Here is a 26144-nt window from a genome sequence, read left to right on the forward strand (position 1 = left end):
TAATCCTTTTACATTGAGCAGTTTAGATGCTTATTACAACAGTATATAATAATTAGACTTGGGATTTATATACAGCAGCGAATTCTGTGGCAAAATCAATCAAGGTGGTTTTCCCCCAAAAAGGCGGATTGTTAGCTTGGAAATCTTCAAACAGAATCCCGCTTTGAATGGCGTTACCCATCTCAACATATACTTTGGCAATAGCAGGCGACATACCAGAAGCCGTCATGCCTACATATGCCTCTTCATCACGAAATTGAACCCAGGGTAACTGCGGCATGCCAATTGAGCTCCCTAGAATTTTTACAGCTTCACTTACTGTTATTCTTTCGCTAACAACATATCGTGAACTTTTACCTTCGAAGATTTCTTCAAGTTCCTGTACAGCTGCCATTGCGATATCTCGTGGATGTACCAAAAGAAGCGGCGTATGGGAGCCGTAATTATTTCCCATCAGTCCCATATTTCGAATTGTACCTATATCAAAGAAATAATTGATATAGAAAATACCGGCACGTAAATGCTTCACGGAGACACCATCTAGGTTCTTAAAAGCATGCTCTACATCATAAAGACCCGCTATAGGCCCGGTTCCCTGACTCAGGTGAGCACCTACACTGCTTAAATTGACAACACGCTTAATGCCGGATTTTTGAATTGCAACTCGGTAAACTTCCCCGGTTTTTGCTATATAACCTCTATAATCAGTAACTTCCCAATTGGGTGGAACCATCGTGTAAACTGCATCTGCATCCTTAAAAGCCGCATTTAGAAAATCTACATCTGTAACCGAACCAATAGCCGCCTTTGCCCCTAAAGATTCAATCTCATTTCTTTTTTGCTGGTTGCTGCTAACGATTGTCACTCTATGCCCCTTGCTGATTAAAATTTCTGCAAGTGGTTTGCTAACATTACCCAGTGAACCTAATATTGTAAAATTCATATAGTATTTATTTATTAATGCACAAAGATGATTTTACATTAACTTTGATACAAGCACATACCCCAAAGTAAGTAGTCATGACAAAAGTAAAAGAGGCATCGACGTGGAATGCCAACAAATCTATTTCAGAGTCGCATTGCCCTATCACCTATGTGATGAATAAAGTTGGCGGACATTGGAAGCCAATTATTCTTTATCATCTAAAAGAAGGGCCAAAGCGTTATAGCGATATAAAAAGGGCAATTCCTGCGATTACAGAAAAAATGCTGGTTCAGCACCTCAAACAATTGTGTGAACACATGTTAATTAGCAGAGAGGTCGTCCAATTAATGCCTCCAATCACAACTTACACCTTAACAGAGTCTGGTGCCAGGTTAGTCCCTGCTTTGCTATTGCTGGCAGATTGGGCTATGCAGGATAGTGATAAATTCAAGGATTTAATGCAAGCAATGCCAAGTACCTCACAAAGCATATAACAGGCAATACTGCCCTTATTTTCAGTTCTATGTTGTTTTTACGATATAAATTTTATTCCAACTAACTAATTGGGACAGCTATAGATAATTCTGTTGGAGCATAGCCGAAGTGCTTTTTAAAGGAGTGTGAGAAATGGGAAAGATTTTCAAAGCCGGTTGCTAAATAAACATCCTTCGGTTTTTCTCCCTTTTCTGACAACTTGTAATGCGCAAGCTCCAGTCTTTTTTGCAATATCCATTTTTGGGGTGTGGTATTATATGCCTTTTTAAAATCCCGCTTAAAGGTGGTAAGACTTCTGCCCGTCAAAATACTGAATCGTTCTATTGTAAGATTATACCTGAAGTTCTTTTCCATAAAATCAGCGATATCCAATTTGTAGGATTGGAGAAAAGTGGAAAAGAAATTATCAATGTTCATGTCGATAGCGCGAAGAATAGTTAGCGCCTCAACTATTTTCATTGAAACAATTTTTTCCGGCAAATTTCTTTCCAACCCGAAGTAAGGGATAAGGGAGGCAAAATAACTTTCCAAAAGCGGATCCGTGCTGAAACTTCTTATTTTATGGGCGTGTGGCCCGGTAATGTGGATTGGATTTTCCCGATAGAATTCTCTTAAGCGCTCTGGGGTAAAGGAGATAACAATAGCCTTATATGGTAAGCCGTTCTTCGGATTTTTGATTAATGTTGACAGCTGATTGCAGGGGAATAATAGGGTGTCTCCTGGCTCAAAAGTAAAAGTTTCATCCCCCTGGATCACCTTCATTTCACCCGAAACTACCTTGGCAAAGGCATGAAACTCCAAAGCCACTTCAGCTTCATAATAATTTTCTTCAATGCAAGATAGAAGAATTTCCGCATACTTACTTTGTTCCTGTCCTGACATAAGACTTATTTAAGGTATAAATATAAGCAGAGATATCTAATAAACACCTCTGCTTAAGGTTGTCTTGATTATTTATATTGAGAATTTTAAACCGGTAAGCTCTTCACTTAAAACCCACAACTTTTGACTATATATCTGATCAAGTGCGAATCCAGCTACACCTTTCATCATTGATGAACCGTCCATATTTTCATTGGCTTGTTCCCGATCCAACTCAGCTATGTTCGCATTTTCACAATAAACTCCACCTATATGGTCTAAAGATGGGCTTGTAGCGCACCAGACTGTTGTTGAGGCACCTTGTGAAATAGATTTAAGCCCTCTAGAGGGATCGTTGATTACAATACCGTTTTCATCAAAAACTCCATAGGCAACAAGGTCTTCATGTGGAACGTTGCGGCCTAGTTCAGATTCAGAGATTATGCCTGGATGTAGGGAATAAGAGCGAACTCCTGATTTTTTACCTCTATTGTCCAATTCCAACGAAAATAGGATACTCGCTGTTTTTGATTGTCCGTACGCTGAGAATGACTCAAACTCTCTATTTACAAAATTGGGATCCTCGAATATAAAAGGAGAGAAATGATGGCCCCAAGAGGAAACATTAATTACTCTTGCCCCAGAGGCTTTTACCAGAGCACTCCAAAGTAGGGCCGTTAATTGAAAATGTCCGAGGTAGTTGGTTGAAAGTTGGGATTCGTATCCACGTGAATCTCTTTCTAACGGTACCCACATAATACCTGCATTGTTAATTAGCAAATGTAAAGGCCTATCAGATGCTAAAAACCTGTTGGCAAACTCATCAATAGAACGGGGATCCGTTAAATCCATTGTTTCCACATCCGTATTGGCTATTCCATCCAGGTTTTTTAAAGCCTTCTCTTTATTTCTTGCCGGGACAATAACGTGAGCTCCCGCTGACACCAATGCTTTTACTGTTTCTAAGCCTATACCTGCATATCCACCAGTAACTATTGCTATTTTTCCGCTTAAGTCAGTACCTTTAATAACCTCAATTGCTGTAGATTCAGGCCCAAAACCTGAGCTGATTGCATGTTGCCATACACCATTATAGTTATTGTTATCCATATGTTTTGTCTCTTGAAAATTATTTATAGGACTTCTCTAGCTTTTATGAGCTAGCTCAATTTCATACCCGTCAGGATCCAATATCCATGCTGCATAGTATCCTGGATAATATTCGGTGAAGACCCTGGGCTGTTCCACATTTTTTGCACCAGCAGCAATCGCTGCTTCGTGGAACAACTCTACCTGTTCGTTATCTTTCGCTACGAATCCAACATGTACGCCACCTGGTGTTGGATCGCCCTGCTTGAGCCAGAAATAAATAGTATTAGCATCTCCAAACCCTTTTAGATCGGGATGTTCACCAGGTCCCTTAAAATCGTGGGTCATCGAAATGCCTAACGGTTTCATAGCCGAATTATAAAAATCAATTGAGCGCTCGAAGTCGCTTACGGTAAGAATAACGTGATCAATCATAATTTTTTAAGTTTTTTTTACTATACAAAGTTATTGACCATCGAGATTGTGAGGTTTGTTTAAAAGGCCGAATTTACTTTGGTTTAAAGGCCACTATATCCTCATTAGAAATTTTATAGAATGACCAATATGCAGTTAAAAACTTCTAAGCAGTTAATGTGGACTATCCTGATCTGATTGCTGTATTTTGAAAAGGCATTGTCTAATAAAGTCGACTGGCATTATCGAAGCAAAAAAACTTCTTAAATTATGATTAACGGCCTATGATTTTATCATAGAACTGTTGTTCATCTGGGAAATAGAGATTTGAAGATTTAGCACACCGATTGATACCTCAAGTTCTTCCGATGAGTTTCCGCCTAATCCTGCTTAAAGAGGGTGATTGTATGCCCAAATAAGAGGCGATATGATATAGAGGTTCAGTGCAAGGGTCAGGGCAGATAAGCTAAACGACAGCTATAGGGAACAACTCCAGAAATTGGAACTGTCGGGAATGGCAAGTGATCTGTTCGGTACCATTCTTGCAGACTGGAATGTGGATACACAGAAGGTAGAATTCCTTTACGAAAGGCAGGCGCTTCGGCGTCAGTTAGGCGAGCAGGAGACAATACTCTCCAGGGCGAGAAAACTGTTCGTAGAGAACATATTGAAATTTGACGACTATAGCGAGATGAAAAGTGAATTTCGGAGGATTACTGACGGTATAAGGAAGGAACTTTGTAACGTTGCTACCAAGCTACGGGCCATCGAAGAACAGAGGAAGTTTGACCTAAGATCCTCAATCGACATATTTGGGGCCTTTAAAAGTCTCGATACGGCAGATAAAAAGCAGTTGGTCAGCTTTTTTCCTCCAGTGGAGATAGACCTAAATAAAAGCGGGGTCTCTATTGGACATAATGTTGCGCTTTCGAAGATATTGGTTTGTAAATAGGATAATAGGAAAAGCAAATGGATTTTATAGATAGGAAGGTTTCCAGCAGGAAGGCAATTGGATTGCTTGCCAGAAACGGCATAGAGGTTAATGACGAAGAGGCTGTGGTAATACTGAATTTTTTATATCTCATGGCCAAAATCCATAACAGAAAAATGGGGTTGAAAAATGCCGAGATCCCTAAGGAAAAGTCGAACAAGCCAAATAATTGTTTGGCGTAACCTTGATAGGTTTTTTTAGACCCAAACTCGTTTTGGTATACGTTAACTGGTTGGAAAATATCGAACCGGTAATGGGATGGGTACAACTAATTGTTGTATAGTGGTTTATGGGTATAAAAAAAGGAAACAACAAATATATGCTGTTTCCTTATGTAGGTTAAGCTTCAATAGGTCTAACTTCTATGATGATTGTGAAGAGGTGGTAAATTTTGAGAAAGTACTGAAGAATAAGGTTGAAGGACAGTATAGGAGGAAGAAAACTTTCTTAAATTATGATTAACGGCCTATGATTTTATCAGAGAACTGCTGTTAATCTGGGAAATGGAGATTTGAAGCTTTAGCACACCGATTTATACCTCAAGTTTTTCCAATGAGTTTCCGCCTAATCCTGCTTAAAGATGGCGCTTGTATACCGAGATAAGATGCGATCTGATATAGAGGGACACGTTCTGTTAAATATCTGTGTTGGCTAACGAGTTCCAAATAACACTCTTCAGGTTTGCGAAACATAAATGATTCGGCCTTCGACATTGCCATGATAAAGGCCCGCTCTGCTATTAGCCGACCAAACCGTTCCCAATCTTTCGAGAGATTATATAGCTTTTGCAGGGAGTCAACATGGATATATAGAATTGTTGAGTCGAGCATCGCCTCTGTAAAATAATTACAGGGCGATTGCTCAACAAAACTTTTGTAGGAGACCACTAGCTGTTGCTCAGAATAAAAGAACATGTTCCTTTGCTCACCACTATGGGAACTTACGTGATAGGTCCGAAATATGCCCTCAATCACAAAGCCCAAGCGTTTGCAAACATTTTTATATTCATTGTAAAACTCACCTTTTATGAAATGATGTTCTTTCCAAAATTCCTTACTGAGGTCAAAAGCGGGCTCGTCGATACCAGCGAATTCCTTTAGTGCTATTTGTAATTGACGCAGATATACGCTTTCCATAATTTACTTTTAAATACTGATTTAATCGGCTAGCCTACATTGGATCTCTGATTAGCCAAGATTCTAGATGTTTTCTGATTTAAGGTAGCCGATGGTTTCTTTAACATGGGCTGCCCCGTCGAGAAAACCACGATAGCGAAATTTGATCAATCCGCCTTCATCTACCAAAAATGTTTCCCTTCCCGTTAGGAACAAAACATTCTTGATTCCAAACAAACTTAATACTTTATTTCCAGGATCGCTCAGCAAGGTGAATTTCAGATGGTGGTTCTTTGCGAAGTTCCGGTGACTTTCGGGGCTCGCGGAATTTATCCCAACTACTATTGCTCCAGCATCCTCAAAAAATTGATAACTATCTCGAAATGAACATGCTTCCTTTGTACATCCGCTGCTCTCATCTTTGGGGTAAAAATAAATAACAAGCTTTTTCTTGCCAATAAAATCTTTAATCAAGAAAGTTTGGCCATTTTGATCTTGTAAAGTGAACAAGGGGACATGGTCCCCTATGTTGATTTTGTTGTTTGACATTGATGCTTTAAATTTTTAATTTGATATTTTGAACAATAGGTTGGACAGTTCAACTGGTTTTGACAGATGTGGACAATGGCTACTTTGCAGATCGTAAACATCTTTTATTGCTGCCGCGGTCAACATTTTATTCTGGGCGGCAAGACCAATGGCCAGGTCATTTATTGTTCTGATGTAGCTTTTGTTTACAGATCCAAATTTTCCAATGCTAAGCATAACGTTTTCTGCGAAAGGTGCGATCGGATCGGGGCGGTATTTGCTAAGTAGCTCTGTCTTTAATGCTGTACTCGCATCGGCGCAAAATACTTCTGTGAGTTTGCTGAGGTCGTTTATTTCTATGGTGCCTTGGGCTGTTGGTTGCAGGATGAGCTTTAGCTTGCTGTCAGGATCTCCCAAAGACAATTCTTGCAGGGACTGTCCGTTTGCCGGAACAAATGCGCCAACATAAATCAACCGTTCAATCTTTTCTGGTATAGCTTCAGCAGCTGCCGATATTACCATACCGCCCATGCTATGGCCAACCAAAATTACTTTTCCCGGTAAACCCTGAATGGTAGAGACCACCTTATTCTTGTAACTATCCATTGTGATTGTTGCTGGGTCTGTTTTGTCATCGCCATGACTAGGTAGTTCGACAACCAAGACCTGTTGCCCTTGTTTTTCCAGATCTTCCTTAACCTGTTTCCAGCTGTAGGCGCCCTGAAATGCGCCATGTACCAGCACGAAAGTTTTGACAGGTTTTGATGTTGCTGGATCGGCATCTTTTTTACAAGAGGTAAATAACACTGTAGATGTAACCATTAGCAATAGACAGGCAGCTTTTAAAATTTGGCTGTGATAGATTTTTGTAAGTTTCATATTATGATTTTATTTTTCTACAAATCTCGACCTGTTCCCGCTCAATTTTCTTAACCCGGGTTAATATCGTATAACAGGGTCAGCTTTTAAGACTTTACTATTTATAGATCTCTTTCAGGTTTGTACCTTCGGTTAAACTTAGCTCTGGCCAACCTTTTGCATAGGTAATTCGGAAAGCGTCGATAAGTTTAGCTGTTTTAAAGTCGATTAATTTTCCATCCAATAAGTAGGTGTCAATTTCCTTACCGATGTCCTTTCCAAGAAGAAATGGGACAATTGCCTTCAAGAAATTTGCTTTTTCAATAGTATCTTTGTTCTGCTTTCTGTTTTCTGCATACAGCGCAACCAAGAAATCTCTCATGTTCTGTTTGCCTTTGGTTGCCAAACGGATTTGGTTATCAAGGTAGAAGGCATAGATAAATCCTCGCTGGTAAGGGATTTTCTCATAAAGGTTGTTTGTGAAAAACTCGTTTGAAATAGAATCGCCAGGTATCGTTGCTACTGGGCTGCTGTAATGTTCTTTAAGATTTTCCTCATTCATATAATTTACAAATGCTTTTTCATCAAACAACCCTGTTCTCACCAGATTGTATACCGATATATAATCATTGAATCCCTCGTTGAACCAGTTGTTCTCCATCTTGATCGATTTATATTTCAACCTTGTTCCAATCCAGGTGTGGGAAATTTCATGGGAGATGAGCCGGGTTTTGTAAAGGTCGAGTGGACCTCGATAGCGAACAGAGAACCCATTACGCAGACCCATTCCGGTCATTTTGGATTCCACATCATTGCGTAGTTGGATGGCACTCAAAATATAATATGATCCGGTATAGTCCTGCCAGAAATCCCTCACCTTGGGAATAAAGTTCTCCATCAAAGACATAATGTCTTTAGGGAGGCCACTGGTAGTATCGTTTTTCGAAGTTAACAGGTAGTTGTCAATGCCTTTTATTACGTATTTTTTGATGACCAGGTCATCGCTCATCTGCAACATGAACACGTTCATTTCAGCGCTGTTGGCTGCTATAACCTGGAGATCATTGGGTTTTGCCTTTGGATCTGTGGAAACTAAGTAGGGCATATTTTTAGGCCAATTATCCCAGACTATGCCGATGTGCTTAAAACGTTGTTCAGGGAAACCTAAAAACAGTTGATAGCCTAATGTGTAAAGAAAACCCTTTTCTAAAGTAGGTCGGAAAGCCTCATTGGGCAATGCCCGCCTCTTATCTTTTATGAGCCTGCAGTCCATTTCAAAATGCAGCTTTTTTGGTCCTTTGCTATGGTGATAAATTTTAATCTCTCTCGTATCCGGGTTTAAAGCTAACGAGTCACTTCCATCAATTTTAACGTTTTGCAGTATTTCGAAAATACGGGGTTGCCCGCCTGCTTCCGGGTTACCGAATACGAATGTCAAGCTGTCTTTAGTTGTTGCTTGATACTGGAGATCAATTTTTAGGATGGATGAAATACCATCCCACGAAAGGTGGTAGTCCAAACGGTCTATAGGCGGTATAATTTGGGCCTTTGCTGAATGGAATGAAATAAGTATAGCCGTTGTTAACAAAAGGATTCGAAATTGGAAAGAATCCGAGGAATTTTTTTGTGTCTTCATGATTTGTTAGTTTGTTTTGTTATATGGATATCCATTAAAGTATTAATTCGCTGCAAGGTCCGATCGTCGTAACCGCAACCGATGGTAACTGACGTAAGATGTTGCCAGGACTAAAAGAAAGACAATTGGGACAGCAGTAACTGATAATAGGTCGCCACTTGCTGCGTGTGCGATAAGTGCAGAGATAAAAGTAATTGCAAATCCTGCATAAACCCATTCTTTGAAACGAGATGGAACTGGAGCGAGGATGAGTATTGCACCGATAAGTTTAGCTATAGCCAATTCTATCCTAAAATAGGACGGGAAGCCTAGATGTATAAAAGCATTCTTCATATCATCCTGCGTGAGGTATGAAAAAGCCGAGAAGAGCATCATGAGTGTAATCAGACCTGTGCTGATCCAATAGGTGATTTTTATTGTTTTCATTTCTTTATGATTTATCTGGTCAAAACTAGCTAACTTTGCTATCAAAAGGATACTGATATACAAAAGGATACCGGTATACTATTGGATAGCGATATGGAAAATGCAAGGGAAAAATCGGTTGATATCAAAGGGATCACTACAGATGGCGTAAGAGCTATTAAGGATGCCCTTTATGTGGTAAGTGGCAAATGGAAACTTCCATTGCTCCTCGTTCTTTCAGAAGGTGCCCATCGTTTTAAGGATATATATAGAGCATTGGACGGTATTACCCCTCGAGTTTTATCAAAGGAGCTTCGAGAACTCGAAATCAATGGGCTTGTCCTTCGCACGGTGACATCTACCATTCCCGTATCGGTTAGCTACGAATTGACCCCCTACAGCTGTACGCTTGATGGTGTGGTCAGAGAGCTGATGAACTGGGGCAATCAGCATCGGGAAAGAATAATAGCGATGAGAAAACAATATTCTCCTTCCTGATGTCGATCTCTTTAGCATGGTTAATCTTCAACCTGTTCTCCCAAAAGACGACGCATTTGACCTTCAATTTCCAACAATCTGCCGAAATATTCCAGATCGGCATCAATCCGCTCAATTAGGCCTTGTTTGTTAAAAGTAAATTCCAGAACCCCTTTTTCATATCCAAAATTACCAGTAAAATCAACCTTTGCTTTTGCATTCAAGGCTCCGGTAACTTCTATGTCTTTTAGCTTGGTATTTGTGTGGTAACCGACAAAATATCTTTCGATATAATCTCGAACACCATCGCTGTTTTCAAATTTTGCACCTACTGATACATCATCGATGATAGCGTTTTTAGTAAACAGGTTCAATGCCATATCAACATCAAATGCGTTTGTGGCTGTCAAGAAATCTTTAATTTGCTTTTCCATTTATCTATTCTTTTTTCTGTGTGATACAAAGATCTTGCATACGCAGTTAGGGCATGTTGCCATATTGGGTTTTGCTGTATCCAAAACGGAGAATGTATTTGGTGGTGGTATCGATGAATACATCACGGTTTGTTTACGTTAATTCTGCTGGCTCTTTTAATCCGCATTTTAACGTCACAGAATAGGCAGTGACAGTTTGTATGATCTTTATTCTTAATAAACATTTAAAAAGCCAAGCGGGCTTTCAGTTATGCGACAAGGCCTATGATGTTGGTGGCTTTTGCTTTCGTCCGTTTTGGATACATATAAGTCCGTTTTAATTTATCGCCTAATTTGAAAACTTGGCAATTTTGTTCCTGTCATCCCAATGGTGACACCAAAATTAAACCTATTAATATCAAATAAGATGACTTCAAAAAAAATCAACTTCAATGGTGACTTTACCATGTCTATTGATGGAAAGTGCGAAACAACTGCTGATCAAATTACGGTGATTAATCCTGCTACCGAAAAGGTAATTGCACAGGCGCCAGATTGTACACGCGAAATGCTAGATAAAGCAGTTGCTGCTGCTGATAAATCATTTCTAAAATGGTCTAAGGTACCTTATGCCGAGAGACAAGCTTATCTAAATAAAATGGCTGATCTACTTGAACAAAACGTTACCGATTTAAGCCAGTTGCTAACCGCTGAACAGGGGAAAACACTTAGCGATGCAGCTATGGAAATAGCCGGAGCTGCCTATTGGCTAAGGGAAACTGCAAAACTTTCTTTACCAGAAACAGTTAATGACCACTCTGAGGAGCATCGCTCGGTTACCAAACACATCCCACTTGGCGTAATAGGTGCAATTGCTCCATGGAATTATCCAATAGGGCTGGCCACATTCAAAATCTCTTCTGCCTTACTGGCTGGTAATACTGTTGTTTTAAAGCCTTCGCCATTTACGCCGTTAACTACCTTAAAGATGGGTGAGCTATTTCAGCAGTTACTGCCTGCAGGTGTATTGAATGTGGTTTCGGGATCGGATGATCTAGGGCCGTGGATGACGAGCCACCCGGGATTTGCAAAAATCAGTTTTACTGGCTCTACTCAGACCGGCCGTAGGGTAATGGCAGGTGCAGCAGCTACTTTAAAACATTTAACCCTTGAACTTGGTGGAAACGATGCTGCCATTGTAATGCCCGATGTGGATGTACAGGTAGTTGCCAAAGCGATATTCTGGGCCTCGTTCGGAAATTCTGGACAGATTTGTCTTGCCGCCAAACGAATATATATCCATAAGGATATTTATGAACCAATGAAACAGGCCCTGACTGCATATGCCAGAACGATAAGCGTGGGTGACGGTACCGATCCTGGGTCACAACTTGGACCAATTCAGAACCGTCAACAGTATGATCGAATTATAGACTTGCTACAGGATTCAAAAGATAATGGACATCAATTTCTTCTGGGTGGTTTGCCTGATCGTGAAACTGGTTATTTTGTTCCATTAACACTGATAGATAATCCTCCCCATCATTCTAGGATTGTTCAGGAGGAGCAGTTTGGGCCAGTATTACCGCTGATCATGTTCGATAACATTGAAGAGGCCATCGCACTTGCTAATTCTTCAGATTTCGGCTTGGGGGCAAGTGTTTGGACAACGGATGCAAATGCTGGTTTAGCTATTGCTGAGCAGTTGCAGGCGGGATCGGTATGGGTAAATGAGGCCTTGGCACTTTCACCTTCAGTAGCTTTCTCAGGCCATAAGCAATCGGGCCTGGGTAGCGAGAGCGGGCTGTCTGGACTATTAGCCTACACCATTTCCCAAACCATTTCGGTAAGGCAGGATGTGGGAACTTGGATCGGCATTCCAAAGGATAACTTATCAAATTAATTATAATTATTAACTTGGCACTTAGATCATCATTTAAGGTTTAGGTGCCAATACTTACAGTTTATGCAGAATATTCAGAAAAAACCATTGATATTTAATTCTATCTCTGAGCTACATCGTGCACTGGGATTACCCAAACCCCTGCATCCTTTATTGAGCTTGGTGGATTATGGTAAAATCACTTCCGATCCATCGGCCCTAAAAAATGGTATGGTCTTTAATTTTTATAAAGTTTCATATAAGAAGGACTTCTCGGGTAAAATTAAATATGGTCAAACTCATTACGACTTTGATGAGGGCGGGCTATCTTTTATATCGCCAAACCAGGTAATTACAGCGGCACATGATGAGGCAGAATATAGTGGCTATACCTTATTATTTCATCCTGATTTCATTAGAAATTTTCCACTGGGAAAAAATATTCGCAACTATGGTTTTTTCTCTTATTCGGTAGCAGAGGCATTATACCTTTCGGATAAGGAAAGGGCAACTATTATGGGCATCTTTAAATTTATTGAACAAGAACTTGATTCCACTATCGATACTTTTAGTCAGGAAGTAATGGTTACGCAAATCGAATTACTTTTAAATTATAGCAAAAGATATTATAATAGGCAGTTTATTACTAGAAAAATACCAAATATCGATTTATTGGCACGATTGGAGACCTTTCTTGATGAATATTTCGATCAGGAGAAAACCTTAGTGAAGGGTCTTCCTACTGTGCAGGATATTGCTGACGAACTACATGTTTCTGCACATTACCTAAGTGACATGCTACGAAATCAAACTGGATTTAATACCCAGCAGCACATTCATAGCAAAGTTATAGATAAAGCAAAAGAGCTTCTAGCTACTACAAGTTTATCTGTTGCAGAAATTGCCTACAGATTAGGCTTTGAGCACCCGCAATCGTTTAATAAGGTTTTTAAGAAGAAAATCAATATGACTCCATTAGCGTATCAACGTTCCCTTAACTAGAGAGGCCAAATAAATATTGCTCCAATATTACCATATTCTTCATATTAATATGTTGTGAAATTAGCCAAACTGAGCGCAAAATAGCAACTTTCGTGCTAATAGAATTGTCATTAGGGATCATTGCAGTAAGGTAGGCAATCAAATGAATTAATAAATGTCGAACCGTAAATAATTGATTGTTAATGTTTAGTGGAATTCTGCCGATTGGGTTAACCGAATAAGAGTTGAACTGCTATTTATCTTATTGTCAGTCATTTACTGTTTATCTCAAAATAGTTGAAAAACAGAAAAGCCTTGAATGCGTCCATTTTCATTAGAAAAGTTCGACTTTCAAGGCTTTTTGCCGTTTAAGTAGCGGGGAGCAGGATCGAACTGCCGACCTCAGGGTTATGAATCCTGCGCTCTAACCATCTGAGCTACCCCGCCGGGTAAAAATATTTGCTTATATTATCAAATATTTAGGTGGTTATTTTTTGGAGTTGCAAATATAGAATAAATTACCTTTCTTTAGAAAAATAAAATAAAAAAAATACGTCCGGATATATTCTGGTAATGAATTAACATGGCAGAAAAGAAAAAATTTACACTTGAGTACGAGGTTAAATCGTCACCACGAATTTTGTATAGCTTTATAAGTGAGCCGAATGGCTTATCGCAATGGTTTGCCGATGATGTAAATTTCCGTGATCAGGTTTACACCTTCACTTGGGACGACGAACAGCTTAAAGCAAAGCTCGTTTCTATTAAAGAAAATAAATTAGTGAAGTTTAAATGGCTTGATGATGAGCCGCAGTGCTATTTCGAAATGGAAATTGTGCAAGATGAACTTACTAATGATGTTGCTCTTGCCATAACCGATTTTACTACCGATGATTTATTGGCAGAGAAAAAATTGATTTGGGATAACCAAATTGACTATTTGATTAGCGTTTTAGGTGCATAGTTTAACGCTGCATTGCTTACCTTTGTAGGGTGAAAAAAATACATCTTCTTCTTATTAAAGCATTTATTAGGCCTTTCCTTGCCACATTCTTTGTGGTAATGTTTATTCTTTTAATGTTTTTTCTATTTAAGTGGATTGATGATTTAATTGGTAAGGGCTTCGAATGGTACACCATTTTAGAACTGATGTGTTATGCTTCGGCAGCCAATGTAGCCATGGCATTGCCGCTCTCTGTACTGCTGTCTTCTATCATGACATTCGGCACGCTGGGCGAAAATTACGAACTTGTCGCCATTAAATCTGCCGGAATTTCGCTTCAAAAGGCTATGAGACCACTCTTTGTAGTGATTATTATGCTCACCATCGGCTCTTTTCTGTTTTCGAATTACATGCTTCCAAAAGCCAATTTGAAATTTAGCTCATTATTGTACGATGTTCGAAATAAAAAGTTGGCCTTCTTGATTAAGCCTGGGGTGTTCAATAATAGCATTCCTAATTATTCCATTCGTGTGGATGCAAAAGATGAGGATGGAACGCTACACGGCATCATGATTTATGATCATAAAGGTACCAACGGCATTCCAAAAGTGATCATGGCCAAGGAAGGGCAAATGAATAAAACCACTGACGGCAAATTTTTAGTTTTAGCGCTTAAGGATGGCGTTCAGTATGAAGAGCAATCTAACACCAGCGGAGCTTACAATCCCCGGCAAGTTTTATATAGGAGCAGATTTAAAAAAACAGCACCTAAATTTGACTTATCATCTTTTGAAATGAACAGGACTGATCCGAATGCTTTCGGAAACAGTACCCCAATGCTAAATCTGAAAGGCATTGTTAAAAAAAGAGATTCCTTAACCAAGCAACTCGATACGCTTAACAGGCAATCAAACCGTGTGGCAAGCAATACCTTCAAACAATTTAATACCACAAGAGGGTATACGAAAGTTAACATTGCTCCTATTGTAATCGGCGAGGTCACTTTGAAATCTATTCCTAACGGAAGTAGAAAAACAGCAGTTGATAACGCATCGAACATCGTTTCTGGGATGGTTCAAAATCTTTCAAACACGGTACCAAGATATGATGATTTGATGGGGGAGATTATCTTCACCCGGATTGAATATCAACGTAAATTTACACTTGCAGCCTCTTGTATCCTGCTATTTTTTATTGGTGCCCCTCTGGGTGCTATTATCAGAAAGGGCGGAATGGGATTACCTGTGGTCATCGCTATTTCTTTCTTTTTGGTTTATCATATCATCACTACGGTGGCTGAGAAATCTGCCAGAGAAGGTAATTTAAATCCCATATTTGCCATGTGGATTGCCGTTATTGTGCTATCGCCATTGGCTGCATTTTTAACTTATAAAGCTACTGTCGATTCTGCACTGTTTGACGTAAACTATTATAAACAGTTTTTTAAAAAACTCCTTCGAATCAAACAGAAATAAGCTCAAATATCATTTACTTCCAGATGATATTTATTTCACCAAATTGGTCATTTAGATTGTACCTTTGTACCTGTAAAACATTAGTAAAATTACCTGTCTTGGGCGAAGCTAATCGAATTACCTATATGCTTTTATACAAATGCAAACAAAATTAAACACCATAGAAGAGGCGATCGCCGACATCAAAGCTGGTAAAGTGATCATCGTTGTAGATGATGAAAATCGAGAAAATGAAGGTGACTTTTTAACCGCAGCTGAAAATGCCACGCCAGAAGTGATCAACTTCATGGCAACCTATGGGCGAGGTTTAATTTGTGCTCCGCTCACCGAAGAGCGTTGTAAAGAATTAAAACTTGATTTAATGGTGGGCAAAAATACCGCCGCTTACGAAACTAATTTTACAGTATCAGTAGATTTAGTTGGTTATGGTTGTACCACAGGGATTTCTGCCAGCGACAGATCAAAAACAATGTTGGCACTTGTTAACCCTAAAACCGATCCGGAAGAATTGGGTAGGCCAGGGCATATTTTTCCTTTGATAGCTAAAGATGGTGGGGTTATTCGCCGTGCTGGTCATACTGAAGCAGCAGTAGATTTAGCCCGCCTTGCCGGGATGAAGCCTGCGGGTTTATTGGTAGAGATTCTTAAAGAAGATGGCGAAATGGCCAGACTTCCGGATTTAATGAAGATCGCCGAGCAGCATCAGTTAAAAATTATTTCGATTGAAGATTTAATTGCTTACCGTTTAAATATTGATAGTTTAATCAAGAAAGAAGTTACTATTGATTTACCTACGGCGTGGGGCGATTTTAAAATGAGTGCTTATACTCAATTGGACAATGGTGCTACACATTTGGCCATATCAAAAGGCGAATGGGGTCCTGATGAACCAATTTTGGCTCGTGTCCATAGTTCATGTGTAACTGGTGATATCTTCGGTTCTTGTAGATGCGATTGCGGACCTCAATTACACAAAGCTTTGGAAATGATCCAAATGGAAGGCAAAGGGATCGTGGTTTATATGAATCAAGAGGGCAGAGGAATTGGACTAATAAACAAACTTCGCTCTTATAATCTACAGGATGCAGGTTTTGATACCGTTGAGGCCAATATTAAACTGGGTTTCAAAGGCGATGAACGCGATTATGGTGTTGGTGCTCAAATTTTGAGATCGGAGGGCGTAACCAAAATGCGCTTAATGACTAACAACCCTACAAAAAGGGCTGGGCTAATTGGCTATGGTCTTGAAGCAGTAGAAAACATTCCCATCGAAATTGAAAGTAACGTTCACAATGAGCGCTATTTGAAAACAAAAAGAGATAAAATGGGTCATTCTATTATGAAAGGATAGGTTGATTTTTGGTTGGCAATTTTCACTTAATAAGATTGCCAACTAATAACTTCAATTTAGCAGTTAGTAGCTGCTAACAAAAAACTCCAACTGGAGCCTATCTCCGCTGATTCCCCTTACTTTGATTAATAATTGCTTCTTTATTAATTGATTTATTCGTTTTAACAGGCGATTCACTTTGCTTTCTTTTCAAGTTTTTGCGGTAAGCTCCGGTAATTTTTTGAATAAATTCTTTAAACGTATCAAACTGCTGGGTGTAAACTAAACCAAATGAGGTTACGTTTCTATTTTGATCAATACCAGGATTAGCAAAGATACTTTGGATAGTTGGTGGTTTATTGGCTACTTTACCCAACAAGCTACCATCTTTTCTTATTAAAAATAGACCTTCAACCTCGCCGCCAACGTTGCTTCTGTTAAAATCGATAATGGTAAAATCATTTAAGCTGTTTCTATCTACAATACCAGCATTGATAATTAAACGGTCGTTAAAAAGTTTAACAGATGCACTGGCTTCACTTAATGAACGTACGTTAAGATCGACAAAGTTTAAGTTTAATGAAGAAAGCACATTATTAAATTGATTAAAAACCAACTCGGTGGCCGTACTTGTGGCGGTTGAGCTCAATTGGTTTCCGATAGATTCTCCACCATTTCCTGGAGCAAAACTTCTTCTTATGATTAAACTGAAAGCTTGTAAGTTTAAATTATTCTGATCGCTAAAATAGGTTTGAAGTTCTTCTTTAATTGCTGGTTGGGCAGGAAAAAAGATATCCAGTTTAATATCTGGCTGTAGCAGCAATCCTGTTAAACCCATTTCTACTTCGGTGTTTACTCGCTGGTTAGCATTACTGCTGGCATCTCTGTTCGCAGCTTTAAACAATTCGTTCAAGTTCGCCCGTAACGCGTAAACGGCCTTTAAATTGATTTGCGCTGCGGTCGGGTTACCCGTCCATCGTATCGTACCTCCCTGCCTAATCTCAAATTTTTTATTAATCACCTCTTGAGCCGTGAAGTCAAAACTGCCCGTTTCAATAATATAATCACCAGACATTTCAAAATCACCTAAGCTATTGATGTTTAGGTTTAACTCGGCATTACCTTTGCCGCTCAAATTGCCAAGTGTGGTGTAAATATTTGCTGTTGTATTCGGGTCGATGGTAAGCTTAAATGTTAACGTTAAGCCATCGAAATTGGTGGTTTTCTTTACCACCTTACTTGAATCTCTACTGATAAAATTTATAAAATCTTTATCCGAAACCGTTTCCGAACTATTTAGTGGAAGATTGAAAACTGTACCCTTTTCAGTTTTGGCTTTTATATCAATTTTCATTTTACTCGTAGGACCAGTAAACTTAAACACCCCCGTTCCGTAGGCTTTTCCAAAATAAACTGAATTGTCTTTTGAAGTGGTGTTTAAAGCCATCAAACTGTTTGCATTTACCGTTACATTCAATGTAGGATCATCTAGGTTGTTCAGGTCTACTGTTCCTCTCGCAGTAGCTTCATGGCCCTCCAGGTCAGCCAAGACAAAACCATCTGATGATTCGCCATCTAATAACACCACACTGTTTTCTATCTTTACCTCATCAGTAATAACATAGGTGGTTTTAAGGTAATTCACCATCAACTGTCCCTTATCAAAAGCTACACTGCCATTAATTTCGGGTTTATCTAATTTTCCCTTAACGGTTATGTCGGCAGAAATATCACCTTTGAGATTAGAAACAAGTTGTTTAACAAAGGGCTCCAGTATGGTCAATTTGCTGTCGTTCATTCTAACATTCAAATCAATCAGTTTCTCTTTTAAATCAACATTTCCGGTGAGTTTAAAAGTCTCTGAATCCTCGGTCATGATCCGGGTGAAGACGTTCACTTTGTTGCTTTGATTATCGAAAGATGATGTATCGGTAAGGGTTCCAATATAAATATCATTGAAGGTAAGTGAATCGATTTTGAGGTCATCGTTTACTTTTGGAGCTTTCAAAATGCCGTACAGATTAGTTGTTCCATTAACATTTCCGCTTAATTTTACTCCAAAACCCTTAGTAAAAGGATTCAGCGTTTTTAAATTAAAATCTTTAAAACCAACAGCCAGCAGATCTTTTTGATCCTCGGAAATTAAACCATCAATAGTTAATTGTTGAATTCCGTTCGTCAGATCGAAGTTACTGATCAAAGTTTTACCATTATTTAACGCAATGCGTACTTTCTCCTGAATACGCCATTCTTCGCTATTTATTTTTAAAATAGATGGTAAAATGCTTAGGCGTGCAACAGTATCCTGATTTTTAGTAAACTCTACCAAGCCGTTTAAATCCAGTTGGTTAGCCTCGTCAGAATTAGACATCTTTACGTTAAAAGAAAGACTATCATTACGCAGAATATTTGAAATATTTACATCTTTGATGAATAAACTATCATTCAGCTGAACACGGTCTGAGGTAACGATTAGCTGCAACTGTTCCTTGGTCGTATTTTCATCCAGAATAATATTATTTACCACTACGCCATTGTATTTCAATTTCCTTACAAAACCGTTTAAAGTAGCGGTATTGTTTCGCGAGTCAAAGTCTCCAATAAGCGTGGCGCCTTCCTCCATTTCTAAGCCAGGCGAAATAAACTGAGCTAGTGGCTCAAATTTCTTCACTTGCAAATTAAACTTGAATATTTGATTCTTAAATTTGAAAATATCAGCCCTAAGCGAGGGAACGTATGTTTTGGCGATGGCTTTGTAGTAGGACACGATGGAATTTAAATCGTATTCACCGCGAATACTTGCATCTAAAATATCTGATCTGATATCCAATGTCCGATCTACTCCTGTGCCTTTTGCTATTAATTGAAGTGAATCTACATTATAAATTCCCTTCGGATTTTGCAACCTGATCTCCTGGATAAGCAAGCTGCCTTCAATATTGTTTAGGTTTGTTCCCGAAAAATTTGTGCTAAACTTTGCGTCAACCAACAACGAATCTTTTAAAAGCTTTAATGCCTTTAACCTGGCCCTAGTGATGGTGGCGTTAAAGGCAAATACTGGAAGTTTCGGATTTAAGTTTACACCTCCATCAAAGAGAAGTTTTACATTTTTATCGTTGATACTTAATTTTCCGTCGAAGTTTTTCTTTTCAAAAGTTCCATCAATTTTAACGTTTCTATATCGATAATTGTTAAAGTCAATGTATTCAACATCTCCGCTAAGTTTTTCGGTTAGCTCCTTCAATTCAGTACCTCTTCCTTTTACATACAATGATGAACTAATTCGGCCCAAACTCTTCTCATCTAATAAATTGCCGATATTAAAATCAAACGTTTTAACGTTACCTGTATAAGAGGGAACATCATTTTTGTCGATTTTCATATTCACATCAGAAACAATTCGTCCTAACTTCGTCTTAAATTCCCCGTAAGCAATAAAGTCGTTCTGAAAACCAGTAAAATTTCCATTGAAATTGATATTGCCGAATTTGCTTACGATAATTGGAATCATCGGTTTTTTGTTTCCTGTAATTCCAGCTAGTACTTCATCTAAATCTTTTTTATTCGTACCAGCCATTTCAATCTTTAAATCCATGAAGGTTTCTTTCCATCTCGGAAGACCTTTAAAGATAAAATCGCCTTTAATGTGCGTAGCTTTTCCTGATCGAATGGAAAGTTTCTTGGCTCTCAGGTTATTTACTAATCCAGTAATCTGGCCGTCTACATCGAGTTCAATTTTCATTGAATTTAATTCAGGAGCAAAAAAAGCAACATCTTTGGAGGAAAGATGACTTTCTTTGAAAATCGCTTTCATCCGTACGCTATCTACATAATGGTTAAAATCCCTGTAGCTTTTAAACTTCATTTGATAGTAATCGGTTAAGCGGCTATTCTCGGTTACCAACAACAGTTTCTTTAGTTCTATCGCATTACTATCAATAGTTGTTTCAGCAGTTAAATTTTTTAGATAAAAGCCACTTTTTTCACGAAGTGTTAAATTTTTGATGTTGGTTTTAACCAGATGGTTCTTGGTGTCTAGTCCTTCAAATATTCCGCTTAATTCCCTAACGTCAACATTATCGAAATTCACATTTTTACCTTGAACAGTATCTTTCGCAGCAAAATTCTTATATCTAAAAGCGAATTTATTTAAGATCACCCGACCTATGTTGATATCATAAGGTTTACTTTTCGGTTTCTTTACAGTAGGTTTACCAGAATCGAAATAGTTAATAATGAAATCGAGATTAGAAGACTTATCTTTGAAATCCTTTAGGAAAAATTGGCCATTATTGATTTGAATGGTATTGATATCAATAATCTTCTTGTCAAACGAGAGTTGATTAATATCAACCATGAATTCTGGAGTGCTCAGCAAGGTGTCTTTTTGAAGATCGAGAACAAGCAAATCTTCCAATACAATAGATTTGAAAGGTTTGATGTAAAGGCTTTTAATTGATACCTTAGTGTTAAGCTCTTTTGACAAATATGCAGCTGCTTTTTGGGCAACGTAAGTCTGGACAGGCTTAAACTGTAGTGAAAAAATAATAAGCGCCAGCAGCAAAATTATTGATGCAATTACCCAAAGGAGTATTTTAAATAGTTTTTTAATAATTTTGCAGCTTAAAAATAAATAATTTGTCTGTTATACTTGCTATCGAATCTTCTTGCGATGACACTTCAGTCGCTATATGTAACAACGGCAAAATTACGGCCAATGTTATTGCAAACCAAACAATTCATGAAAATTATGGTGGTGTAATCCCTGAATTAGCATCTAGGGTACATCAACAAAATATTGTGCCTACTATTGAGCAAGCTCTAAAAAATGCACAGGTTACAAAACAGGACATTAGTGCTGTTGCGTTTACACAAGGTCCGGGCCTTTTAGGTTCACTTTTGGTAGGCGTTTCCTTTGCGAAATCATTCGCATTGGGCTTAAATATACCCTTAATTTCTGTCAATCATATGCATGCGCATATATTGGCGCATTTTATTGATGAGCCAAAACCCAATTTCCCATTCTTATGCCTTACCGTTTCTGGCGGGCATACACAAATTGTATTGGTGAAAGATTATTTCGATATGGAAATTGTGGGTGAAACATTGGACGATGCAGCGGGAGAGGCCTTCGATAAAACGGCTAAAATTTTGCAGTTGCCTTATCCTGGCGGTCCTTTAATTGATAAACATGCTAAAAACGGTAATCCGAAAGCGTATAAATTTGCCGAGCCACAAATAGCTGATTTAAATTTTAGTTTTAGTGGTTTCAAAACCTCCATTCTTTATTTCATCAGAAAGCAGGAGATAGAGAATCCAAATTTTATTACCGAAAATTTGGATGATATTTGTGCATCTGTTCAACATAGCATTGTTACGATATTGTTGAACAAGCTTAAAAAAGCAGCAAAGCAATTTAATATCAATGAGATTGCAATAGCTGGTGGTGTTTCTGCAAACTCTGGATTAAGAGATGGCCTGCAGCAAACCGCTGATGAATTGGGCTGGAAGGTTTATATTCCTGCATTTCAATATTGTACTGATAATGCCGGAATGATTGCCATTGCCGGATACCAAAAGTTTTCGGTTAACGACTTTGTTGGCCAAGAGGTGTCTCCGAAAGCGAGAATGGAATTTTAATAAGATGATTACACAAATTATTTGATTACATGGATGTAGTTTTGAATAAATAAACATTTTGAGGTTGGCCCTCTATGTCTTATTCTTGAATTTTGAAAATCCTGATCTGATTATTTAACTTTACACTTTTAACTTTTTTTATGACTGGAGCATCATTAATATTTTGGATTGTTTGTGCAGTACCGCTTATTGGGCTGTTATATTATTTGATCAGAAAAGATAAAAATAAATTAAGCGGAAGTTGGGGAGTAATTATTTTAGGTGCCTTGGTAATTGCAGCCTTATTGGTAATTGTTTACGTAACAAAAGATTTTAACGCAGTTTTTAGCCAGGGCTAAAAATATTGCCACGATATCATAAAAAAGCGCTTTGCCAGATTTTGTCTAACAAAGCGCTTCTTATTTCTTGAGTATCGAAATTATTTTTCTTCCAATTTATCGCCGGTTACTTCGGCTTTAATCTTAATTTCCAATTCTTCTGCTAATTCCGGGTTATCACTTAAAAGTTGCTTAACGGCATCTCTACCTTGACCCAATTTAGTATCTCCGTACGAGTACCAAGAACCTGCTTTCTTTATAATACCAAAATCAACACCTAAATCTACAATTTCGCCATTTTTCGAAATACCTTCACCAAACATTACGTCAAACTCTGCAATACGGAAAGGTGGTGCTACCTTGTTTTTAACAATCTTAACTTTAACACGGTTACCAGAAACCTCATCAGAATCTTTAATTTGGGAAATACGGCGTATATCTAAACGTACTGAAGCATAAAATTTTAACGCATTGCCACCCGTAGTTGTTTCTGGGTTACCGAACATCACACCGATTTTATCACGCAATTGATTGATGAAAATACAGCAGCAGCCTGTTTTTGAAATGGTACCAGTTAACTTACGTAATGCTTGGCTCATCAAACGGGCATGCAAGCCCATTTTACTGTCACCCATTTCGCCTTCAATTTCACTTTTTGGAACCAATGCAGCAACGGAGTCAATCACGATTACATCAATTGCTCCCGAGCGAATCAGGTTATCAGCAATTTCTAATGCCTGCTCGCCGTTGTCAGGCTGAGAAATTAAAAGATTATCAGTATCTACGCCGAGTTTTTTAGCATAAAATTGGTCGAATGCATGTTCCGCATCAATAAAAGCCGCTATGCCACCTTTTTTCTGCGCTTCTGCAATGATATGGGTAGCTAATGTCGTTTTACCAGATGATTCCGGGCCATAAATTTCGATTACTCTTCCCTTCGGAATACCACCAATGCCTAAAGCAATATCTAAACTGATTGACCCCGTAGAAATAAAATCTATGGGTTCAATAGCCGTATCGCCGAGTTTCATTATGGTACCTTTACCATACGATTTTTCTAATTTATCTAAAGTAAGCTGTAAAGCTTTTAATTTGTCGGGGTTTGCGCTTGCCATTTTCTTGTGATTTGATTTCGTAAATATAATTGAATTATGAGCTAATATGCGTGTAATGTTTATAACTATTTACTAAAATATTTAGCTAAGTTAGTTGTTTTTTAGCTAATGTCAATAGTAATTATAAAATATTTTAAGCTACGTGCTTTTCCCGCTCATTTTTCGCCGTTAGACGTTCAAAATACCTGCAAATGTAGGTAATTTCACAAACATCACATTTCGGACTTCGGGCCACGCAAACATAGCGGCCGTGAAGAATTAGCCAATGGTGCGCAATGTGTATGTCCTGTTGTGGAAGATGTTTAACCAAGTCTTTCTCTACTGCCAGAGGCGTCTTCCCGTTAGTTAATCCCAATCTGTTTGCTACACGAAAAACATGTGTATCGACAGCCATTGCCGGTGCATTATAAATTACCGATGCAATTACATTGGCAGTCTTACGCCCAACTCCTGGCATTTTTTGCAAATCATCTATTCCCGATGGAACAACATCATTAAACTCATTTACCAGAATATTGGCCATACCTACAAGATGTTTGGCTTTGTTGTTTGGATAGCTGATACTTCTGATGTAATCAAATACAATATCTGGAGTGGCTTCAGCCAGTGTTTTCGCATTTGGAAATCGTTGAAAAAGGGCGGGGGTAACCATATTTACTCGCTTATCTGTGCATTGAGCCGAAAGAATTACGGCAACAAGAAGCTGATAAGGATTATTGTAATGTAGTTCGGTTTCTGCATCGGGCTGCTTTGCTGAAAAGTGCTCTACAAAAAGTTTATAACGTTCTTTCTTTAGCATGAGCAAATATAGAAATTGATCCTTTTACTCGCGAGCCAAAAGATTAATGCATCATCGCGTATTTTTCTTTGGATGAAGCAAGACCTTTTGTGGCTTTACTTTTGATCAGCCAAATGGCGAAAAATGCACCGACCAAAGCCATTGCTGCACCAACATAGGCGGGGGAGGTATAATCAAATCCGTAAACTAAAGGTAAACCGCCAAAAAAGGCGCCCAATGCATTTCCGATGTTAAAACTGGCTTGACTCGCCGAAGCGGCCAGCATTTCTGATCCCGTCGCTGATTGTATCATCAACATTTGGATTGGCGCAGCAAGTGCAAATGCAACTGCTCCTGTAATAAAAGTCATTATTAAAGCCAAGGGTTGACTAAAGGAGATATAATGTACAATGGTTAAAGTTATGGCCATAGCCAGAAGTAATGCAGCTGAGGCTTTGGCAGGAGAAAACTTATCGGCTAATATTCCGCCAATGTAATTTCCAACCAACATCCCTACGCCAGCGAGCATTAATATATACGTTACCGCATCGGCAGAAAAGCCTGCTACATCCGTCATTAAAGGGGCAATGTAACTATACCAGGTAAATAAGCCGCCAGTACCAATTGAGATCATCATGATAATAATCCATGCTTCCCTCTTCTTGAAAAAACTTAATTCAGCTTTTAAATCCCTGTTTTTAGCAGCTTCTAATGCCGGCAGCCAAAGTTTTAAGCTTAATAAGGTAACTAAACCCACCAGCACCACAACGGCAAATGAAATTCGCCAGGAAAAGTTATGGCCTATAAAAGTACCCAGCGGAACACCTAAGATATTTGCAATGGTTAAACCCATAAACATTAAGGAAACAGCCTGAGCCGCCTTACCTTTTTCTGCAATTCTACTTGCAACTACCGACCCTACACCAAAAAATGCCCCATGTGGCAATCCAGAAAGCAATCTGGCAATAAACAAAGTGTCGAAAGTTGGTGCAAAAGCCGAGAATGCATTAAAGGCAGTGAACATGATCATCAAAGCCATTAATATTTTTTTTGGTGGATATTTCCCGGCAATCATTATTAATAGGGGCGCACCAATCACTACTCCTAAGGCATAGGCAGAAATCAAATGTCCGGCTTGTGGAATGGTAACTTTTAGGTCTTTTGCGATATCTGGTAGCAGGCCCATCATCACAAACTCTGTTATGCCAATGCCTAATCCTCCTAGGGTGAGTGGTAGTAAGTTCTTATTCATACCTGTGCTTAGTGTTAAAATTACACTATGTAAAGGTAGGTGTTTTTGAGTTAATGAAATGTAAAAAAGAAAAGGGGGTTTGGAAAAGGAAAATGGGAATGGGAATCAGGAAATAGAAAGTAAGGAAATGGAAAATAGACTATAAGTTAAGTGATGAACGAATAGAAAAATTTGTTAAAATTCCTGCCTAAAAAAAGCTGCCTTTTATGAAAGGCAGCTTTGGG

At 38.6% G+C, this 26144-nt stretch carries 25 protein-coding genes and 1 tRNA gene; 11 read left to right on the forward strand and 15 right to left on the reverse strand.

The window, feature by feature from the left end; all coding sequences use genetic code 11:
* Nucleotides 1-52: 52 nt before the first annotated feature.
* Nucleotides 53-943 (reverse strand): NAD(P)H-binding protein, encoded by an 891-nt coding sequence (locus AC3ITD_RS00365; protein ID WP_489363098.1) that lies wholly within the window; start codon nucleotides 941-943, stop codon nucleotides 53-55.
* A 77-nt stretch (nucleotides 944-1020) separates the two neighbouring features.
* Here AC3ITD_RS00365 and AC3ITD_RS00370 point away from each other — a divergent pair, with 77 nt between their 5' ends.
* Nucleotides 1021-1419 (forward strand): winged helix-turn-helix transcriptional regulator, encoded by a 399-nt coding sequence (locus AC3ITD_RS00370; protein ID WP_489363100.1) that lies wholly within the window; start codon nucleotides 1021-1023, stop codon nucleotides 1417-1419.
* A gap of 61 nt (nucleotides 1420-1480) precedes the next feature.
* Here the strand turns inward: AC3ITD_RS00370 and AC3ITD_RS00375 are convergent, their stop codons facing one another.
* From AC3ITD_RS00375 to AC3ITD_RS00385, 3 genes are all read right to left on the reverse strand, one after another.
* Nucleotides 1481-2302, reverse strand: coding sequence for a helix-turn-helix domain-containing protein (locus tag AC3ITD_RS00375; protein WP_489363102.1), 822 nt, complete (start codon nucleotides 2300-2302; stop codon nucleotides 1481-1483).
* 72 nt (nucleotides 2303-2374) lie between these two features.
* Nucleotides 2375-3391: an SDR family NAD(P)-dependent oxidoreductase gene (locus tag AC3ITD_RS00380; RefSeq protein ID WP_489363104.1), complete on the reverse strand. Its 1017-nt coding sequence runs from the start codon at nucleotides 3389-3391 to the stop codon at nucleotides 2375-2377.
* Nucleotides 3392-3427: 36 nt separating this feature from the next.
* Nucleotides 3428-3805, reverse strand: coding sequence for a VOC family protein (locus AC3ITD_RS00385; protein ID WP_489363106.1), 378 nt, complete (start codon nucleotides 3803-3805; stop codon nucleotides 3428-3430).
* Between the two features lie 493 nt (nucleotides 3806-4298).
* Between AC3ITD_RS00385 and AC3ITD_RS00390 the strand changes: the two genes are divergently transcribed.
* Complete coding sequence (locus AC3ITD_RS00390) at nucleotides 4299-4736, forward strand: hypothetical protein (protein WP_489363108.1); 438 nt, start codon at nucleotides 4299-4301, stop codon at nucleotides 4734-4736.
* A gap of 17 nt (nucleotides 4737-4753) precedes the next feature.
* Nucleotides 4754-4957, forward strand: a complete 204-nt coding sequence (locus tag AC3ITD_RS00395; protein ID WP_489363110.1) for a hypothetical protein — start codon at nucleotides 4754-4756, stop codon at nucleotides 4955-4957.
* Nucleotides 4958-5314: 357 nt separating this feature from the next.
* On the opposite strand, the gene AC3ITD_RS00400 is transcribed toward AC3ITD_RS00395, so the two are convergent.
* From AC3ITD_RS00400 to AC3ITD_RS00420, 5 genes are all read right to left on the reverse strand, one after another.
* Nucleotides 5315-5911 (reverse strand): Crp/Fnr family transcriptional regulator, encoded by a 597-nt coding sequence (locus AC3ITD_RS00400; protein ID WP_489363112.1) that lies wholly within the window; start codon nucleotides 5909-5911, stop codon nucleotides 5315-5317.
* Nucleotides 5912-5974: 63 nt separating this feature from the next.
* Nucleotides 5975-6439 carry a peroxiredoxin gene (locus AC3ITD_RS00405; protein WP_489363114.1) on the reverse strand — a complete coding sequence of 155 codons (465 nt, stop codon included), beginning with the start codon at nucleotides 6437-6439 and terminating at the stop codon, nucleotides 5975-5977.
* Between the two features lie 15 nt (nucleotides 6440-6454).
* Nucleotides 6455-7297: an alpha/beta fold hydrolase gene (locus tag AC3ITD_RS00410; protein ID WP_489363116.1), complete on the reverse strand. Its 843-nt coding sequence runs from the start codon at nucleotides 7295-7297 to the stop codon at nucleotides 6455-6457.
* Between the two features lie 97 nt (nucleotides 7298-7394).
* Nucleotides 7395-8912 (reverse strand): M1 family aminopeptidase, encoded by a 1518-nt coding sequence (locus AC3ITD_RS00415; protein ID WP_489363118.1) that lies wholly within the window; start codon nucleotides 8910-8912, stop codon nucleotides 7395-7397.
* A gap of 42 nt (nucleotides 8913-8954) precedes the next feature.
* A complete protein-coding gene (locus AC3ITD_RS00420) occupies nucleotides 8955-9338 on the reverse strand; it encodes a DoxX family protein (protein WP_489363120.1) in 384 nt (127 codons plus the stop codon).
* 93 nt (nucleotides 9339-9431) lie between these two features.
* Between AC3ITD_RS00420 and AC3ITD_RS00425 the strand changes: the two genes are divergently transcribed.
* A complete protein-coding gene (locus tag AC3ITD_RS00425; protein ID WP_489363122.1) occupies nucleotides 9432-9815 on the forward strand; it encodes a winged helix-turn-helix transcriptional regulator in 384 nt (127 codons plus the stop codon).
* 20 nt (nucleotides 9816-9835) lie between these two features.
* Here the strand turns inward: AC3ITD_RS00425 and AC3ITD_RS00430 are convergent, their stop codons facing one another.
* On the reverse strand, nucleotides 9836-10228 hold the full coding sequence (locus AC3ITD_RS00430) for a nuclear transport factor 2 family protein (protein ID WP_489363124.1): 393 nt from the start codon (nucleotides 10226-10228) through the stop codon (nucleotides 9836-9838).
* A gap of 406 nt (nucleotides 10229-10634) precedes the next feature.
* On the opposite strand from AC3ITD_RS00430, the gene AC3ITD_RS00435 reads away from it, so the two are divergent.
* Both AC3ITD_RS00435 and AC3ITD_RS00440 read left to right on the forward strand, forming a co-directional pair.
* Nucleotides 10635-12110, forward strand: a complete 1476-nt coding sequence (locus tag AC3ITD_RS00435) for an aldehyde dehydrogenase family protein (RefSeq protein WP_489363126.1) — start codon at nucleotides 10635-10637, stop codon at nucleotides 12108-12110.
* A 63-nt stretch (nucleotides 12111-12173) separates the two neighbouring features.
* The gene (locus AC3ITD_RS00440; protein WP_489363128.1) at nucleotides 12174-13091 is read left to right on the forward strand and encodes a helix-turn-helix domain-containing protein; all 918 of its coding nucleotides are present in this window, start codon (nucleotides 12174-12176) and stop codon (nucleotides 13089-13091) included.
* Between the two features lie 352 nt (nucleotides 13092-13443).
* Here the strand turns inward: AC3ITD_RS00440 and AC3ITD_RS00445 are convergent.
* Nucleotides 13444-13517 (reverse strand) — tRNA-Met (locus AC3ITD_RS00445).
* A gap of 136 nt (nucleotides 13518-13653) precedes the next feature.
* On the opposite strand from AC3ITD_RS00445, the gene AC3ITD_RS00450 reads away from it, so the two are divergent.
* The 3 genes from AC3ITD_RS00450 to AC3ITD_RS00460 all read left to right on the forward strand — a co-directional run bounded on the left by AC3ITD_RS00450 (nucleotide 13654) and on the right by AC3ITD_RS00460 (nucleotide 16839).
* Entirely contained in the window at nucleotides 13654-14034 is a 381-nt protein-coding gene (locus AC3ITD_RS00450) for an START-like domain-containing protein (protein ID WP_029284154.1), read from the forward strand.
* A 29-nt stretch (nucleotides 14035-14063) separates the two neighbouring features.
* The gene (locus tag AC3ITD_RS00455) at nucleotides 14064-15488 is read left to right on the forward strand and encodes an LptF/LptG family permease (RefSeq protein WP_489363131.1); all 1425 of its coding nucleotides are present in this window, start codon (nucleotides 14064-14066) and stop codon (nucleotides 15486-15488) included.
* A 139-nt stretch (nucleotides 15489-15627) separates the two neighbouring features.
* The gene (locus AC3ITD_RS00460) at nucleotides 15628-16839 is read left to right on the forward strand and encodes a bifunctional 3,4-dihydroxy-2-butanone-4-phosphate synthase/GTP cyclohydrolase II (RefSeq protein WP_265798064.1); all 1212 of its coding nucleotides are present in this window, start codon (nucleotides 15628-15630) and stop codon (nucleotides 16837-16839) included.
* A gap of 97 nt (nucleotides 16840-16936) precedes the next feature.
* Here AC3ITD_RS00460 and AC3ITD_RS00465 read toward each other — a convergent pair whose 3' ends face one another.
* Nucleotides 16937-21304: a translocation/assembly module TamB domain-containing protein gene (locus AC3ITD_RS00465; protein ID WP_489363134.1), complete on the reverse strand. Its 4368-nt coding sequence runs from the start codon at nucleotides 21302-21304 to the stop codon at nucleotides 16937-16939.
* A gap of 152 nt (nucleotides 21305-21456) precedes the next feature.
* On the opposite strand from AC3ITD_RS00465, the gene tsaD reads away from it, so the two are divergent.
* Both tsaD and AC3ITD_RS00475 read left to right on the forward strand, forming a co-directional pair.
* Complete coding sequence (gene tsaD / locus AC3ITD_RS00470) at nucleotides 21457-22458, forward strand: tRNA (adenosine(37)-N6)-threonylcarbamoyltransferase complex transferase subunit TsaD (protein WP_489363136.1); 1002 nt, start codon at nucleotides 21457-21459, stop codon at nucleotides 22456-22458.
* Between the two features lie 140 nt (nucleotides 22459-22598).
* Nucleotides 22599-22796 (forward strand): hypothetical protein, encoded by a 198-nt coding sequence (locus AC3ITD_RS00475; RefSeq protein WP_056851525.1) that lies wholly within the window; start codon nucleotides 22599-22601, stop codon nucleotides 22794-22796.
* An 80-nt stretch (nucleotides 22797-22876) separates the two neighbouring features.
* Here the strand turns inward: AC3ITD_RS00475 and recA are convergent, their stop codons facing one another.
* From recA to AC3ITD_RS00490, 3 genes are all read right to left on the reverse strand, one after another.
* Nucleotides 22877-23890: a recombinase RecA gene (gene recA / locus AC3ITD_RS00480; RefSeq protein ID WP_056094982.1), complete on the reverse strand. Its 1014-nt coding sequence runs from the start codon at nucleotides 23888-23890 to the stop codon at nucleotides 22877-22879.
* A gap of 133 nt (nucleotides 23891-24023) precedes the next feature.
* Complete coding sequence (gene nth, locus AC3ITD_RS00485) at nucleotides 24024-24689, reverse strand: endonuclease III (protein WP_489363139.1); 666 nt, start codon at nucleotides 24687-24689, stop codon at nucleotides 24024-24026.
* 43 nt (nucleotides 24690-24732) lie between these two features.
* Nucleotides 24733-25920: an MFS transporter gene (locus AC3ITD_RS00490; RefSeq protein WP_489363141.1), complete on the reverse strand. Its 1188-nt coding sequence runs from the start codon at nucleotides 25918-25920 to the stop codon at nucleotides 24733-24735.
* Nucleotides 25921-26144: the final 224 nt, after the last annotated feature.

The sequence above is a fragment of the Pedobacter sp. KH_004 genome, assembly GCF_057840755.1.

Bases quoted from the DNA above. Each gene is read 5' to 3' on its own strand.
- AC3ITD_RS00390 (WP_489363108.1), top strand. From the start codon at position 4,299: ATGGCAAGTGATCTGTTCGGTACCATTCTTGCAGACTGGAATGTGGAT.
- AC3ITD_RS00380 (WP_489363104.1), bottom strand. From the start codon at position 3,391: ATGGATAACAATAACTATAATGGTGTATGGCAACATGCAATCAGCTCA.
- AC3ITD_RS00385 (WP_489363106.1), bottom strand. From the start codon at position 3,805: ATGATTGATCACGTTATTCTTACCGTAAGCGACTTCGAGCGCTCAATT.
- AC3ITD_RS00475 (WP_056851525.1), top strand. From the start codon at position 22,599: ATGACTGGAGCATCATTAATATTTTGGATTGTTTGTGCAGTACCGCTT.
- AC3ITD_RS00370 (WP_489363100.1), top strand. From the start codon at position 1,021: ATGACAAAAGTAAAAGAGGCATCGACGTGGAATGCCAACAAATCTATT.
- AC3ITD_RS00440 (WP_489363128.1), top strand. From the start codon at position 12,174: ATGCAGAATATTCAGAAAAAACCATTGATATTTAATTCTATCTCTGAG.
- AC3ITD_RS00450 (WP_029284154.1), top strand. From the start codon at position 13,654: ATGGCAGAAAAGAAAAAATTTACACTTGAGTACGAGGTTAAATCGTCA.
- AC3ITD_RS00420 (WP_489363120.1), bottom strand. From the start codon at position 9,338: ATGAAAACAATAAAAATCACCTATTGGATCAGCACAGGTCTGATTACA.
- AC3ITD_RS00395 (WP_489363110.1), top strand. From the start codon at position 4,754: ATGGATTTTATAGATAGGAAGGTTTCCAGCAGGAAGGCAATTGGATTG.
- nth (WP_489363139.1), bottom strand. From the start codon at position 24,689: ATGCTAAAGAAAGAACGTTATAAACTTTTTGTAGAGCACTTTTCAGCA.
- AC3ITD_RS00405 (WP_489363114.1), bottom strand. From the start codon at position 6,439: ATGTCAAACAACAAAATCAACATAGGGGACCATGTCCCCTTGTTCACT.
- AC3ITD_RS00490 (WP_489363141.1), bottom strand. From the start codon at position 25,920: ATGAATAAGAACTTACTACCACTCACCCTAGGAGGATTAGGCATTGGC.
- AC3ITD_RS00415 (WP_489363118.1), bottom strand. From the start codon at position 8,912: ATGAAGACACAAAAAAATTCCTCGGATTCTTTCCAATTTCGAATCCTT.
- AC3ITD_RS00430 (WP_489363124.1), bottom strand. From the start codon at position 10,228: ATGGAAAAGCAAATTAAAGATTTCTTGACAGCCACAAACGCATTTGAT.
- AC3ITD_RS00425 (WP_489363122.1), top strand. From the start codon at position 9,432: ATGGAAAATGCAAGGGAAAAATCGGTTGATATCAAAGGGATCACTACA.
- recA (WP_056094982.1), bottom strand. From the start codon at position 23,890: ATGGCAAGCGCAAACCCCGACAAATTAAAAGCTTTACAGCTTACTTTA.
- AC3ITD_RS00410 (WP_489363116.1), bottom strand. From the start codon at position 7,297: ATGAAACTTACAAAAATCTATCACAGCCAAATTTTAAAAGCTGCCTGT.
- AC3ITD_RS00365 (WP_489363098.1), bottom strand. From the start codon at position 943: ATGAATTTTACAATATTAGGTTCACTGGGTAATGTTAGCAAACCACTT.
- AC3ITD_RS00400 (WP_489363112.1), bottom strand. From the start codon at position 5,911: ATGGAAAGCGTATATCTGCGTCAATTACAAATAGCACTAAAGGAATTC.
- AC3ITD_RS00375 (WP_489363102.1), bottom strand. From the start codon at position 2,302: ATGTCAGGACAGGAACAAAGTAAGTATGCGGAAATTCTTCTATCTTGC.
- AC3ITD_RS00460 (WP_265798064.1), top strand. From the start codon at position 15,628: ATGCAAACAAAATTAAACACCATAGAAGAGGCGATCGCCGACATCAAA.
- AC3ITD_RS00435 (WP_489363126.1), top strand. From the start codon at position 10,635: ATGACTTCAAAAAAAATCAACTTCAATGGTGACTTTACCATGTCTATT.